The organism is Enterococcus sp. 3G1_DIV0629 (assembly GCF_002141285.1).
GTDB classification, from domain to species: Bacteria; Bacillota; Bacilli; order Lactobacillales; family Enterococcaceae; genus Enterococcus_B; species Enterococcus_B lactis.
Window position 1 is genome coordinate 663,106 of the sequence record NZ_NGLI01000001.1, and the last position, 12,845, is coordinate 675,950.

At 39.7% G+C, this 12,845-nt stretch carries 15 protein-coding genes; 13 read left to right on the forward strand and 2 right to left on the reverse strand.

Translation table 11 applies throughout. From position 1 onward, the window contains the following. The first annotated feature begins 31 nt into the window (after nucleotides 1-31). Nucleotides 32-550, forward strand: coding sequence for a dihydrofolate reductase (locus A5816_RS03455; RefSeq protein ID WP_086310718.1), 519 nt, complete (start codon nucleotides 32-34; stop codon nucleotides 548-550). A gap of 73 nt (nucleotides 551-623) precedes the next feature. Here A5816_RS03455 and A5816_RS03460 read toward each other — a convergent pair whose 3' ends face one another. Next, on the reverse strand, nucleotides 624-1,580 hold the full coding sequence (locus tag A5816_RS03460) for an ABC transporter substrate-binding protein (RefSeq protein ID WP_010732392.1): 957 nt from the start codon (nucleotides 1,578-1,580) through the stop codon (nucleotides 624-626). A gap of 165 nt (nucleotides 1,581-1,745) precedes the next feature. On the opposite strand from A5816_RS03460, the gene A5816_RS03465 reads away from it, so the two are divergent. The 10 genes from A5816_RS03465 to A5816_RS03510 all read left to right on the forward strand — a co-directional run bounded on the left by A5816_RS03465 (nucleotide 1,746) and on the right by A5816_RS03510 (nucleotide 9,872). Then, nucleotides 1,746-2,552, forward strand: a complete 807-nt coding sequence (locus A5816_RS03465; protein ID WP_010732393.1) for an ABC transporter ATP-binding protein — start codon at nucleotides 1,746-1,748, stop codon at nucleotides 2,550-2,552. Then, entirely contained in the window at nucleotides 2,549-3,538 is a 990-nt protein-coding gene (locus A5816_RS03470) for an iron ABC transporter permease (RefSeq protein ID WP_002329357.1), read from the forward strand. The genes A5816_RS03465 and A5816_RS03470 overlap by 4 nt, the downstream gene beginning before the upstream one ends. Beyond that, on the forward strand, nucleotides 3,535-4,539 hold the full coding sequence (locus A5816_RS03475) for an iron ABC transporter permease (RefSeq protein WP_086310719.1): 1,005 nt from the start codon (nucleotides 3,535-3,537) through the stop codon (nucleotides 4,537-4,539). Before A5816_RS03470 ends, A5816_RS03475 begins: the two co-directional genes overlap by 4 nt. A 133-nt stretch (nucleotides 4,540-4,672) precedes the next feature. After that, the gene (locus A5816_RS03480) at nucleotides 4,673-5,215 is read left to right on the forward strand and encodes a 5-formyltetrahydrofolate cyclo-ligase (RefSeq protein ID WP_086310720.1); all 543 of its coding nucleotides are present in this window, start codon (nucleotides 4,673-4,675) and stop codon (nucleotides 5,213-5,215) included. A gap of 19 nt (nucleotides 5,216-5,234) precedes the next feature. Next, the gene (locus A5816_RS03485; RefSeq protein WP_002308868.1) at nucleotides 5,235-5,933 is read left to right on the forward strand and encodes a rhomboid family intramembrane serine protease; all 699 of its coding nucleotides are present in this window, start codon (nucleotides 5,235-5,237) and stop codon (nucleotides 5,931-5,933) included. Nucleotides 5,934-5,953: 20 nt separating this feature from the next. Further along, on the forward strand, nucleotides 5,954-6,166 hold the full coding sequence (locus A5816_RS03490) for a YqgQ family protein (protein WP_002293902.1): 213 nt from the start codon (nucleotides 5,954-5,956) through the stop codon (nucleotides 6,164-6,166). Continuing rightward, nucleotides 6,166-7,128 carry an ROK family glucokinase gene (locus A5816_RS03495; protein ID WP_002400383.1) on the forward strand — a complete coding sequence of 321 codons (963 nt, stop codon included), beginning with the start codon at nucleotides 6,166-6,168 and terminating at the stop codon, nucleotides 7,126-7,128. The genes A5816_RS03490 and A5816_RS03495 overlap by 1 nt, the downstream gene beginning before the upstream one ends. Before the next feature lie 17 nt (nucleotides 7,129-7,145). Continuing rightward, a complete protein-coding gene (locus A5816_RS03500; RefSeq protein WP_002400381.1) occupies nucleotides 7,146-7,541 on the forward strand; it encodes a rhodanese-like domain-containing protein in 396 nt (131 codons plus the stop codon). A 157-nt stretch (nucleotides 7,542-7,698) separates the two neighbouring features. After that, the gene (locus tag A5816_RS03505) at nucleotides 7,699-8,064 is read left to right on the forward strand and encodes a DUF488 domain-containing protein (RefSeq protein WP_086310721.1); all 366 of its coding nucleotides are present in this window, start codon (nucleotides 7,699-7,701) and stop codon (nucleotides 8,062-8,064) included. Then, entirely contained in the window at nucleotides 8,061-9,872 is a 1,812-nt protein-coding gene (locus A5816_RS03510) for an FAD/NAD(P)-binding domain-containing protein (protein WP_086310722.1), read from the forward strand. The genes A5816_RS03505 and A5816_RS03510 overlap by 4 nt, the downstream gene beginning before the upstream one ends. Nucleotides 9,873-9,934: 62 nt before the next feature. Here A5816_RS03510 and A5816_RS03515 read toward each other — a convergent pair whose 3' ends face one another. Next, complete coding sequence (locus A5816_RS03515; protein WP_002288457.1) at nucleotides 9,935-10,102, reverse strand: DUF3042 family protein; 168 nt, start codon at nucleotides 10,100-10,102, stop codon at nucleotides 9,935-9,937. A 247-nt stretch (nucleotides 10,103-10,349) separates the two neighbouring features. On the opposite strand from A5816_RS03515, the gene galE reads away from it, so the two are divergent. Then, nucleotides 10,350-11,339 carry a UDP-glucose 4-epimerase GalE gene (galE, locus tag A5816_RS03520; protein ID WP_002308878.1) on the forward strand — a complete coding sequence of 330 codons (990 nt, stop codon included), beginning with the start codon at nucleotides 10,350-10,352 and terminating at the stop codon, nucleotides 11,337-11,339. Between the two features lie 11 nt (nucleotides 11,340-11,350). Further along, nucleotides 11,351-12,835, forward strand: coding sequence for a UDP-glucose--hexose-1-phosphate uridylyltransferase (galT, locus tag A5816_RS03525; protein ID WP_086310723.1), 1,485 nt, complete (start codon nucleotides 11,351-11,353; stop codon nucleotides 12,833-12,835). The last annotated feature ends 10 nt before the right edge of the window (nucleotides 12,836-12,845 follow it).

Consider the following 12,845-nt stretch of genomic DNA (forward strand, 5'->3'; position numbering starts at 1 on the left):
AAACCATCTAAAATCATAAGGAGCGGATGATATGTTTATTTCAATGTGGGCACAAGATAGAAATGGTCTGATCGGCAAAAATGGATTGCTACCGTGGCGATTGCCAAATGACATGCGTTTTTTTCGTGAACATACAATGGATCGAATCTTAGTGATGGGAAGAAAGACCTATGAAGGAATGGGCGATCTCTCACTTCCTTATCGCCATATCATCGTATTGACAACGCAACCGAACTTTCGCACGAAAGAAAATGCAGAAGCGATGCATTCAATCGATGAACTTTTGGCGTATAGTCAAACAATCTCAGAAGATATCTATGTTTCGGGTGGCAGTCGGATTTTTCAAGAACTTCTTCCTTACACCGGTCGAATCTGGCGGACATTGATTGATAGCACGTTTGAAGGAGATACGTATATTGGGGATATCGATTTTTCAGACTTCGCTCTTATAGAGGAACACGAGGGAATAACGGATCAGGAAAATTTATATGCCCATCGTTTTCAAAAATGGGAAAGAGTAAGAAATAGGGTTGTTTCAAAAGAAGAATAATATCCGGTATTCAGTTTTTAATAATAAAAAAGCATCTCGCGAATGAACGTGAAGATGCTTTTTTTAGTTAAAATCAGTTTAACTTTTCTTTGATATCATTGACCATTTCCTGACTGGCAATAGGTCCGTTATATAGCCAGCTAGATTCAGGTCCGAATTGCAGTACGTGATCGTCCTTCACTGCTTTGAGATTCTTCCAACTTGGTTCATTGAACATAGCAGCATCTTTATCACTGTTCACAAGAATGATGTAATCAGCATCTAATTCAGCTAGTTTTTCCGAAGAAACAGCAGACCAGTCAGAAGTGGCTTCTTTGGACACTTCTTCTACTAAATCAGGCACACCAAATTTTAGATCGTCATATACGATTCTACCGCTTGACCGATTTTTGCTGACCATGAAGGCGGAGTTGTTGGTCACCCATAACACTGCAGCTGTCTTGTTCTCAATTTTATCTGCTAATTCTTCGCGAGTGCTCTTGACGGATTTTTGATAATCGGAAATGACTTTTTCCGCTTCTTTTTCTTTTGCTAAAGCCTTGCCGACATCTTTTAGTTGTTCTTCCCATGTGACGTCTGTTCCGTTTTTTACGACATAAGTTGGCGCGATTTTACTATATTGCTCGTATTTCCCACCTTCGACAGTAGCGGAAGAAGAAATCAACAGCAAGTCAGGTTCGAAGCTTAATACTTTCTCGTAAGGAAGATCATAAGAAATAGTTGGAACATCTTTCAAATCATCTTGCAGATAATCTTGGATAGAACCACTGCCCACTGTCCATTGGGCGATAGGTTTTTCTCCTAGGGAAATCAGATAGTCTTCTAAGTAACTACCGATGATCCGTTTAGGTGCGTTTGGAATGTCGACTTTATGTCCAAGCGTATCTGTGACTGTATGCGTGCTGGTGGATGAGGTCGTCGAATTGGCAGGTGTAGCTGCTTCTTTATCTGAAGAGGGAGAGCAAGCGCTCAATACCCCAGCCAACAGCAACATGCTAGATAATGTGAATACTTTTGTTTTTAAGTTCATTTCTTTCCTCCTGACATAATTGAGAATCTTTCTCATTGGTTATTATTCCTGATATTTCGAATGCTGTCAACCGCTTCATTTAGCTATAGATATGAAAGTAGCGCTTGACGAAAGAGTGAAACAGCGTCATAATTGAGAATGATTTTCAGCGAAAGGATGGGTGAAATGACGAGACTAAGGGCAGCTGATATTGCAGCCGGCTACGAAAATAAAAAAATTATTGAAAACATGTCTGTTACGATTCCTGAAGGGAAAATCACGAGCTTGATTGGGCCAAACGGAAGTGGAAAATCTACTTTATTGAAAAGCTTTACCCGTATACTACCTGTGAAATCAGGAAAGATCATTGTCAATGACTCTGATATATCTACATACAGTTCAAAAGAACTTGCAAAAAAAATTGCTTTATTAGCACAAACTAGTGAACATCCTATAGGTATGACAGTAGAAGAAGTAGTATCTTACGGACGATATCCCTATCAAAAACTGTTTAGCGGTATGGATGCACAAGATCATGAAGCAATCGAGTGGGCTTTGGATGCAACAGGTTTGTCTGGATATCGCACGCGAGATATCGCAACGTTGTCTGGTGGACAAACTCAGCGTGTCTGGATCGCTATGGCACTTGCTCAGGAAACAGATATCTTGATCTTGGACGAGCCGACGACGTTTTTAGATCCGTCACACCAATTAGAGATCCTACAGTTATTGACTCAAATCAATCAAATAAAACAAACAACGATCTTGATGTCAATCCATGACATTAATCTTGCTTCACGTTTTTCTGATTATTTACTAGGAATGAAAAACGGTGAATTAATTACGGAAGGTACACCTGAAGAAGTGATCACAAAAGAGTGTATGAAAAAAATATTTGAGATTGATGCAACGATTGTCACACTACCAAAAACGAATAAACCAGTTTTTCTGACGTATGATCTGTTGCCAAAAGAGCAGGAGGATCAACTATGAAGGCTAGGAAAAAAAACAAACTCTTGCTTTTGATCTGTTTTGTTCTTTTGATCATTTTTTTTATTGCTCTTTCAAATGGCGCAGCGAGTGTGGGAAAAATAGCCTTTTGGCAGGCGTTGGTTGATTTTGATGGATCAAAACAAAGTCATCAAATCATAAGAAACATTCGCTTGCCTCGGGTCGCAGGGGCATTTCTCGTAGGGAGTTGTTTTGCATTGAGCGGTGCATTGATGCAAGGAGTGACAAGAAATCCGTTAGCAGATTCAGGTTTACTAGGAATCAACGCTGGTGCTTCATTGGCAATGGCTCTTAGTTTTGCTTTTTGGCCCAAAGCTTCTGGCTTTTCTGTGTTTCTGGTGTCATTGGCAGGTTCTTTTGCTGTGACTTTGCTCGTATTTGGCTTTTTGCAGTTTTCGAAAATGGGCATGAATCCTTTACAGCTGATTTTAGCTGGCGTAGCTATTAGTTCTTTTTTTACTGCAATCAGTCAAGCACTTACCCAATTTTTTAATCTACAGCAGGATCTTGCTTTTTGGTTTGTAGGTGGAGCTGCCAATATCACATGGAAACAGTTAACAGTGTTGTTCCCTGTATATGTACTTGCTGTCTTGGTTTCTTTTTCATTAGGAAAAGCGATATCCTTGATTAGTTTGAGTGAAACCCATGCATTAGCTCTTGGAGGTCATCCTAAACGAACACGGTTGATTGTTTTCTGTCTAGTTGCAGTGTTAGCAGCCATTGCCGTTTCGTTAGTCGGACCTGTTTCATTTATTGGGCTGTTGGTTCCGCCGATTGTTCGCGGAATGGTTGGGACAGACTATCGTTATGTCCTACCTGTCTCTTTTTTAGTTGGAGGCGGACTGGTCATGTTGGCGGATTTTGCAGCAAGGATGATCAATCCACCTTTTGAAACACCTTTTGGATTAGTCATCGCATTGATTGGCGTTCCGTTTTTACTGATACAAGTAAGGAGGGAACAACGGTGAAAAGAATATATTGGACGTTGTATTTCTTGCTTTTTCTACTTATCGTCTTGTCTGTAGGTAGTTTGATGATTGGCACGCCTTTTATTTATCTTGATCAGCTTTTTGACACGTTCATAGGGAAAGGCTCCTCTTCTTTGGCGCTGATTGTTGGAGAGTTTCGAGTTCCTCGATTACTGATCAGTTTATTAGCAGGTGCTTGTCTTGGCGTTTCTGGCTATATCTTGCAAGGAGTGACGAGAAATGAATTGGCAGATTCTAGCATATTGGGGATTAATGCGGGAGCTGGATTTCTAGTGATGCTTTATTTAGGTTTCTTTTCACAATATTCTCTGCCGTTTCTGTTGCTAGTCGTAGCCTTTATAGGTGGTATTCTCGCTGCTTGCTGTGTGTATCTTGCGGCCTATGATCGAAACGGATTTTTAGGGATGAATCGTATCTTATTGTCTGGTATTGCCGTGAATGCTGGTCTTTCTGCATTAACGTTGTTGTGTACCATCCAATTGTCAAAGGAAAATTATGGATTTGTCAATGCATGGTTGGCGGGATCGATTTGGGGTGCGAGCTGGTCCTATGTTTGGGCGCTTCTTCCATGGGCGATTATCTTGATTCCGCTAGGAGGATTTTATGCGCAGCGGATTGGCTTGCTATCATTTGGTCAAGAACGCGCGCAAGGATTAGGGCTAAATGTGGCTAAAAGTCAAAAAATCCTTTTGTTGTTAGCTGTTGCTTTAGCAAGCGGTAGCGTAGCGGTGACAGGGAGTTTATCCTTTGTAGGACTACTAGCTCCTCATGCTGCGAAGCTAGTCGTACGTAAAGAAAATCACTGGACCTTTATTCTAAGTAGTTTGTTTGGTTCCGTTTTTGTACTTAGCGCAGATATTGTTGCACGAGTGATTCTACCAAGTGGGGAGATACCGACAGGAATTTTGATTGCCTTTTTTGGTGCGCCATATTTTCTGTATGTATTGTTTATCAGACAAAAACACGTGCTGAGCAGTTGAAGTTCATTAAAAGGCAAGAAGGCCAATCATTGTTAGGTCTTCTTTTTCTTTTATTTATACATTTATTTGAAAGTTCGATTGCTATTTTTCTTTTTTTCCTATACCATTTTATGAGAGAAGGAAGGGTGATTTTTTGGAGCAAATAAAAGAAAAATTACGCCGGCAAGGAATTGAAAAGCTGAAAAATCTGGCCAAAAGCGGTAAGAAAAAGGACAAAGAACAGCGAATCTGTGAACAGCTATTCGCAAGCGAGTACTGGAAGTCGGCACAAGTGATAGGGACGACTTTATCAAATGAATTTGAGCTGGATACACAGCCGATTATCCAACGGGCGAAAAAAGAACAAAAGAAAATAGTTGTTCCTAAAACTTTACCAAAACGTCAGATGGCATTTTATGAAATGGATGAACACACCGTTTTTGAACGTTCGAGTTTTGGCGTTCTCGAGCCACAATCAGAGAAGCTTTATTTGCCGGAAATGATCGACCTCCTCATTGTACCAGGGATTATCTACAATAGAGCCGGTTATCGAATTGGTTTTGGCGGTGGTTATTACGATCGGTATTTAAAAAATTTTCATCGAAAAACATGCAGCCTCGTTTTTCGAGAACAATTGAATGAACAATGGCAACCGGAAAGTTTTGATCAGAAGATCCAACAATTATTTATTGACTAAAATGAAATGGGAGGTTTTCATGAATTATCAACAGCAAATAAAAATGCGTGCGTGGTTGAGGCGACCGTTATGGACCTATGTTTTTTTGGGGATACAGACAATAGTCTTCATTATAATGGAGTTGTTTCCGCGTCTTGAAATTCCTTATTATACTGGAATGTATGGTCCTTATCTTGTTCACTTCAATGAATGGTGGCGCTTAGTGACACCAATCTTCATCCATTTTGGAGTGATGCATTTCGTCATGAACTCACTGATATTGTATTTTATGGGGCAACAAATTGAGGCAATATACGGTCACTGGCGGTTTTTCCTGATCTATATGTTCAGCGGAATAATGGGAAATACAGCAAGTTTTGCTTTCAACGAAGCGAATGTTTTGTCTGGTGGTGCAAGCACTTCGATATTCGGATTGTTTGGTGCGTTGTTTATTTTAGGATTTCATTTTAAATATAATACGGCGATCCAACAACTAGTCAGACATTTTCTTTTATTTATTGCGATGACATTTGTTTTTGGTCTTCTTGACACCTCTGTAGATGTTTGGGGACATGTCGGCGGACTGGTGGGCGGATTAGTATTAGGGAACATTTTAGGGCTACCGAAACAGCAGACAAGCTATTCGATACACCAGAAGATTCTTTCTACACTAGTTTTTGTATTTCTTTTTGTAATATGTATTTTACTGGGTTTAAAAAAATATGGTTTACTTGTATAATATGAAGGAAGTGCTTAAAGATGGAGAGCTTATATGATGTACAGCAGCTGTTCAAAAAATTTGGCATCTTTATCTATGTGGGTGCACGCATCTATGATATTGAATTGATGACTATTGAATTGCGGAATCTGTATGATAGCCGTTTGATCGATCATGATACATACATGACAGCGTGGCGCATATTAAAAAGAGAGCACCGAATTGAAGAAAGCCGAAAGAAAGGAAATTTGTAATGGACAAGAAAATTATTGGGATTGATTTAGGTGGAACAACAGCAAAATTTGCAATTTTAACACCAGAAGGAGAGATTCAACAAAAATGGAGCATCGATACCAATATTTTGGATGATGGCAAACATATCGTTCCTGAAATCATCGAATCAATCAACCATCGATTGAATTTATATAATATGAAAGCCGAAGACTTTATTGGAATCGGTATGGGTACTCCAGGAAGCGTGGACAGTGAAGCTGGAACGGTTATTGGCGCATATAACTTGAACTGGACAGAAGTACAATTTGTGAAAAAATTGATTGAAGCAGGGACAGGAATCAAATTCGCTATCGATAATGATGCGAATGTGGCTGCTTTAGGTGAACGATGGAAAGGTGCTGGAGAAAACGATCCAGACGTTGTATTCGTTACTCTAGGAACAGGTGTTGGCGGTGGTATCGTTGCTGGTGGGAATTTGATCCATGGCGTGAGCGGAGCAGGCGGAGAAATCGGCCATATCACTGTGGATCCTGAAGGGTTCGAATGTACTTGCGGTAAACGCGGATGTTTAGAAACTGTATCTAGCGCTACTGGTGTGGTACGTCTAGGTCGTTACTTGGCAGAAGAATACGCAGGAGATTCAAAACTGAAAGCAATGTTAGATAACGGTGAAGAAGTAACAAGTAAAGATATCTTTGAAATGGCTCAAGAAGACGATCCGTTTGCATTGATGGTTGTTGATCGCGTATGCTTCTATTTAGGTTTAGCTTGCGGAAACTTGGGGAATACATTGAATCCGTCAAGTATTGTGTTAGGCGGCGGAGTATCGGCAGCAGGAGAATTTTTACGCAGCCGTGTAGAGAAATATTTTAAAGAATTCACTTTCCCACAAGTAAGAGAATCAACAAAAATCAAATTAGCAGAGCTTGGAAATGAAGCTGGTGTCATTGGCGCTGCCTCATTAGCCTTGAAATTTGCTTAAAAAGACGGAGGCATCACATGGTTTTATGGGTAATTAATATCATTTTGCTATTGATTGTGTTTGCAATCATCTTTTGGGAAGTCTATCTACGAGTAATGGCCAAGCGTTCAGCAACGACTTTGACAGAAGAAGAGTTTCGAGAAGGAATGAGAAAAGCACAAGTAATCGATGTTCGCGAAAAAGATGTGTTTGATGCAGGGCATATCTTAGGTGCAAGAAACATCCCTTACACTGTTTTGAAAGATTCACTAGGATCGATTCGAAAAGACCAACCTGTCTATATCTACGATCAAAAGAAAAGCTTGAGTATCCGTACGGCAAATAAATTACGTAAAGCAGGTTATAAAGAGATTTATTTGCTTAAGGGTGGTTATGACGGCTGGTCTGGAAAAATCAAAAGCAAAAAAGTATAAAGCATATATTTTTATGACAGCTTTGGAAAAGCTAGATCAATAATCAGGTATTGACTAAGAAAAAATGAACGACGCGAGGGATAGTTGTGTCGTTCATTTTTTATTTTGTGCTATTATCTACATATAAAAGCAAACAGGCAGAAAGAAGGAAATAACTATGATCAAATTAAAGCGTGTTTATCTTGATGCTGAAGAAGAGGATGGCTTTCGGATACTCGTGGATAGGCTCTGGCCACGAGGAATTTCAAAAGAAAAAGCACGCTTGGATCTATGGTTGAAAGAAATTGCGCCTAGTAATGAAGCACGCAAAGCATTTGATCATGTACCAGAACGTTTTGCTTCATTTGCAAAGAAATATCAGCAAGAATTATCTTTTGAAGAAGAAAAGACACGAGCTGTTTCCGAACTCACCCAACTTATGAAAGAACATCCAGTCATTACTTTCGTTTATGGTGCAAAAAACGAGCACCAGAACCATGCCGTTGTGTTAAAAGAATTTATCGAAAAGGAGGTGTACAAATGAAAATAGGGATCATTGGTGCCGGACCTAGAGGATTAAGTGTAGCAGAAAGGATTCTCCATAATAATCAGAGCAGACATTCTCTTGAACTTATTCTTTTTGATCCAGAAGGTCCAGGCGGTCGAGTTTGGCGGTTGAATCAGCCACCAGAATTATTAATGAACTCTGTTTCTCAACAAGTGACACTTTTTACAGACGAAACGTTGTCCAGTGGGGGAACGGTAATGCCGGGACCTAATTTGTTTCAATGGAGTAAAGGACCTGCTACAGATTATATCGAACAGACGGTAACCCAAAATAAGCAACTATTTATAGAAGAAATTAACCGTCTGGAAAAAGATCATCAATCTACTCGTTGCCTATACGGACTTTATCAACGCTGGTTTTTCTCAAAGTTGCAAGAAGAATTTCCAGCTTCTACTCAGCTTGTCTATTCTTTAGTGAAAAAGGTCAGCAAAGAAAAAGACGGTTTCCTTTTACAGACAGATCAGCAAAGCTATCCTGTCGATCAGCTCATTTTAGCGAGCGGTCATTGGGAAAATGATCAGACAGAAGAGGAAAGAGCCTGGGTAGACTATGCAAAGAAAAATGATTTACTGTATCAGCTTCCTTCTAATCCGGCAGATGTCGATCTTTCAAGGATACCGCCAAAAGAAAATGTCTTTTTAAGAGGGCTTGGTTTAAGCTTTTTTGATTATGTCGGATTGTTTACGGTATCAAGAGGTGGACGCTTCGAAAACAAAAAGGGAAAACTGGTCTATCATCCATCTGGCAAGGAACCGATTGTATACAGCGGGTCAAGAAGAGGTCTTCCTTATTATCCTCGGGGGAGAAATCAAAAGCAAGGCGGAGCAATGGCATGGCCACGGCTACTTACAAAAGAGAACCTTGAGCAATGGCATCGATCGGGACTTTTGACTGGCGAAACATTTTTTGACTATCTGAAAAAAGATGCTGAGTTGTTTTATTACAAGAAAATCATCGAAGAACATCACTTGCCGATTTCAAGGAAAGCTTTTGAGCATGATTTTCTTTCCCTCTCTTCAGAAGAGTGTCTTGGAAAGTATCCACCATTACTTCCTTACAAATGGTCTTGGTCATGTCTGGAAACTCCTCTTACCTATCAGGATGAGTCCTTTGCAGAAGCTAGCCGAGCATTTATTGAAGGGCAGATAAAAGAAGCGGAAAAAGGCAATTGCACAGGGGCATTGACTTCGACATTTGATGCATTGAAAGACTGGCGTGATCCAATCCGGCAGGCTATTGAATGGCACGTTTTTTCGGCTAAGGAATACAAAGAAATACTGTGGGGATGGTTTACTCATCTAAACAGCTTTTTAACGATTGGTCCGCCAGTTATTCGGACGAAAGAGTTAGCAGCACTGATAGATGCGGGGATTTTTCATTTGATCGAACCGCCGCTTGATATTCAGCAAAAGCAAAACAGCTATGTTATTTCTCTACAAGATAAAGAAATCAGCAGTCGTTATTTGATCGAAGCTCGTTTGCCACAAACAAGCTTTTCTCGTTCAAGTAATCCTGTCATAAAAAATTTGAAGGAAAATAAACTTGTTCGCCCTTTTTCATTTTCAGATAATACAGGAAGTTATCATTCAGAAGCTATAGATGTTGAGCGAGGCACGAATCGCGTGATTGATGCTTCCGGGAAAATCCAGTCTGGCTTTTATTGCTATGGAATACCAGTTGAAGGTGTGGATTGGTTAACTGCAGCAGCAGCTAGACCTTATACAGATCCATGGAATTTGAGACAAGCAGATAAAATAGCACAACTTATATTGACTGACAAATAAAAATACGCATGATGACTTATCTGTTCTTTCACAAGTCTTCATGCGTATTTTTTAAATAATTATTAACGAGAAACGCGTTTGCGCATTGCTTTTTTACGATTTTCTTCGATCATTGCCTCTTTTTCGTCAATCGGATCGATCACTGTTTTTTTCACAGAAGCGACCAAACCAGCAACGGCAGCGGCTGTTGCCAAGCTACCTACTAATATTCCAGATACAAATTTTTTCATTGAATCCACCTCATTTATTATTTGTTATATCTATTATGGAACAAAAGAGAAAAAAAGGCTAGTTTTACGTTTGTTTGTAAACCTTTGCAAAAAATCCTTGAAAATGTTTACTAAATGTTTTATTATAAATTTACCAGATATATTTACGAAATTTTACTTTCTTCTTTTCCACCATAAAAGTAGACTTCGTTTTTTAAATTATATAGAATCAACAAACACAATTTCACTAATCAAAGGAGTGTTTTTTATGACAATTTTAGTACTAGGCGGAGCCGGCTATATCGGTTCGCACGCTGTAGACCAGCTAGTTCAAAAGGGGTATCAAGTCGCTGTGGTAGATAATTTACTCACAGGTCACAAACAAGCAGTACATCCAGATGCTCATTTTTATGAAGGTGATATTCGGGATAAAGAATTTCTACGTTCCGTATTTGAAAAGGAACCGATTGAAGGAGTAATCCATTTTGCTGCAAGCTCTTTAGTAGGAGAATCTGTCGAAAAACCATTGATGTATTTTAACAACAACGTATATGGTATGCAAATCTTACTTGAAGTTATGCATGAGTTCAACGTGAATAAAATCGTATTCTCTTCTACTGCAGCAACTTATGGAGAGCCGAAAGAGTCTCCAATCACGGAAAATACACCAACTAATCCTAAAAATCCGTATGGTGAAAGCAAATTGATGATGGAAAAAATGATGAAGTGGTGTGACCAAGCGTATGGCATGCGCTATGTCGCTTTGCGCTACTTCAATGTAGCCGGAGCAAAAGCAGATGCATCTATCGGAGAAGATCATACACCAGAAACGCATCTTGTCCCAATCATTTTACAAGTAGCTCTTGGTCAAAGAAAAGCATTGGCTGTTTATGGAGACGATTACGATACACCAGACGGAACATGTATTAGAGATTATGTTCAAGTAGAAGACTTGATTGCCGCACATATTTTAGCTTTGGAATACTTGAAAGAAGGAAACGAAAGCAACTTCTTCAATTTAGGCAGTAATAAAGGGTACTCGGTCAAAGAAATGTTAGAAGCAGCTAGAGAAGTGACAGGGAAAGAAATCCCAGCAGAAATAGCACCAAGAAGAGCTGGAGATCCTAGCCGATTAGTCGCTTCAAGTGAAAAAGCGAGAGAGATTCTGGGCTGGAAACCTGAATACACAGATATCAAAGCAATTATCAAAACAGCATGGGATTGGCATGTCAGCCATCCAAATGGTTATGAAGAATAGGGGAATGAGATATGTCAATCAGTCAAACGATTTGTGATTTTGCCACACTTGCGATCGAAGCTGGCGGATGGATGGAAATGGACCGCTTATATTTACAGAATCGTCTTTTAGGGATGGTAGGAGAAGACGCTCTAGAAAGCGTCGAAGTAAGACCAGTTAAGGAAGAATCAGTAGACTTATTGGACCAGCTTGTCGCTAAGGCAAGAGAAAATGGTGTTCTTTCAGAATTACCAGCAGAACAAGAGATTTTTGAAGCACAATTGATGGATTTTCTTACACCGCCGCCTTCCGTTGTCAATGCATTCTTTGCACAGCATTATTCGAAAAGTCCAGAGGAAGCAACTGATTATTTCTTTGATTTAAGTAAGAAAAATGATTACATCAAAACAAGAGCCATCGCTAAAAATATCAAATTTCCAGCAGAGTCAGCATATGGTGAATTGGAAATCACGATCAATTTATCTAAACCAGAAAAAGATCCAAAACAAATTGCGGCAGAACGCGAGGCAGCCAAAGTAGATTATCCTACATGTATGCTGTGTATGGAAAATGAAGGATATAGAGGACGCTTGAATTATCCAGCCCGTACCAATCATCGAATCATTCGAATGAATCTAGACGGTGAAAGCTGGGGATTCCAATATTCTCCTTATGCTTATTACAATGAGCATTCGATCATTTTATCGGAGCAGCACCGCCCAATGAAAATTTCAAAGGAAACATTTGTTAGACTGCTTCGGATTACTGAAGTCTTGCCTCATTACTTTGTTGGTTCAAATGCTGACTTGCCGATTGTTGGAGGATCGATTCTTTCTCATGATCATTATCAGGCAGGACGTCATGAATTTCCTATGGCAAAAGCACCAATAGAAAAACTCATCAAATTAGCAGATTATCCGCAAGTCATCGCAGGAGTTGTGAAATGGCCGATGTCTGTGATCCGTTTGCAATCAACAGATAAAGAGTTGCTGATTGAAGCAGCCAATTCAGTGTTGGAAAAGTGGAAAGAATATTCGGATGAAACAGTAGAAATCCAGGCTTTTTCAGCAGATGGTACACCACACCACACGATTACGCCAATTGCACGAAGAAGGGACAATTATTTTGAACTGGACCTTGTCCTTCGAGACAATAATGTTTCAGATGAACATCCTGATGGTATTTTTCATCCGCATAAAGATGTCCAACATATCAAGAAAGAGAACATTGGATTGATCGAAGTAATGGGGCTTGCTGTTTTACCACCTCGTTTGAAACCGGAACTAGCAGAAGTAGAGCGGTTCTTATTGGGAGAAGAAAACCAGATGGCTGAATATCATCGTCCATGGGCAGAACAGTTGAAAAAAGAGCATCCTGATTTGACGAAAGACGCGGTCACTGATGTTGTACAAAAAGCTGTAGGTCAGGTTTTTGCTCGTGTCTTGGAAGATGCTGGAGTATTCAAGCGAGATGAAAAAGGTCAAGCAGCGTTTGAGCGGTTTACTGCGATTTTATAAACGGAAAAAA

Excerpts from the sequence above, each read along its gene's own strand:
- A5816_RS03455 (WP_086310718.1), top strand. The coding sequence starts at position 32 with ATGTTTATTTCAATGTGGGCACAAGATAGAAATGGTCTGATCGGCAAA.
- A5816_RS03460 (WP_010732392.1), bottom strand. The coding sequence starts at position 1,580 with ATGAACTTAAAAACAAAAGTATTCACATTATCTAGCATGTTGCTGTTG.
- A5816_RS03465 (WP_010732393.1), top strand. The coding sequence starts at position 1,746 with ATGACGAGACTAAGGGCAGCTGATATTGCAGCCGGCTACGAAAATAAA.
- A5816_RS03470 (WP_002329357.1), top strand. The coding sequence starts at position 2,549 with ATGAAGGCTAGGAAAAAAAACAAACTCTTGCTTTTGATCTGTTTTGTT.
- A5816_RS03485 (WP_002308868.1), top strand. The coding sequence starts at position 5,235 with ATGAATTATCAACAGCAAATAAAAATGCGTGCGTGGTTGAGGCGACCG.
- A5816_RS03490 (WP_002293902.1), top strand. The coding sequence starts at position 5,954 with ATGGAGAGCTTATATGATGTACAGCAGCTGTTCAAAAAATTTGGCATC.
- A5816_RS03495 (WP_002400383.1), top strand. The coding sequence starts at position 6,166 with ATGGACAAGAAAATTATTGGGATTGATTTAGGTGGAACAACAGCAAAA.
- A5816_RS03500 (WP_002400381.1), top strand. The coding sequence starts at position 7,146 with ATGGTTTTATGGGTAATTAATATCATTTTGCTATTGATTGTGTTTGCA.
- A5816_RS03505 (WP_086310721.1), top strand. The coding sequence starts at position 7,699 with ATGATCAAATTAAAGCGTGTTTATCTTGATGCTGAAGAAGAGGATGGC.
- A5816_RS03510 (WP_086310722.1), top strand. The coding sequence starts at position 8,061 with ATGAAAATAGGGATCATTGGTGCCGGACCTAGAGGATTAAGTGTAGCA.
- A5816_RS03515 (WP_002288457.1), bottom strand. The coding sequence starts at position 10,102 with ATGAAAAAATTTGTATCTGGAATATTAGTAGGTAGCTTGGCAACAGCC.
- galE (WP_002308878.1), top strand. The coding sequence starts at position 10,350 with ATGACAATTTTAGTACTAGGCGGAGCCGGCTATATCGGTTCGCACGCT.
- galT (WP_086310723.1), top strand. The coding sequence starts at position 11,351 with ATGTCAATCAGTCAAACGATTTGTGATTTTGCCACACTTGCGATCGAA.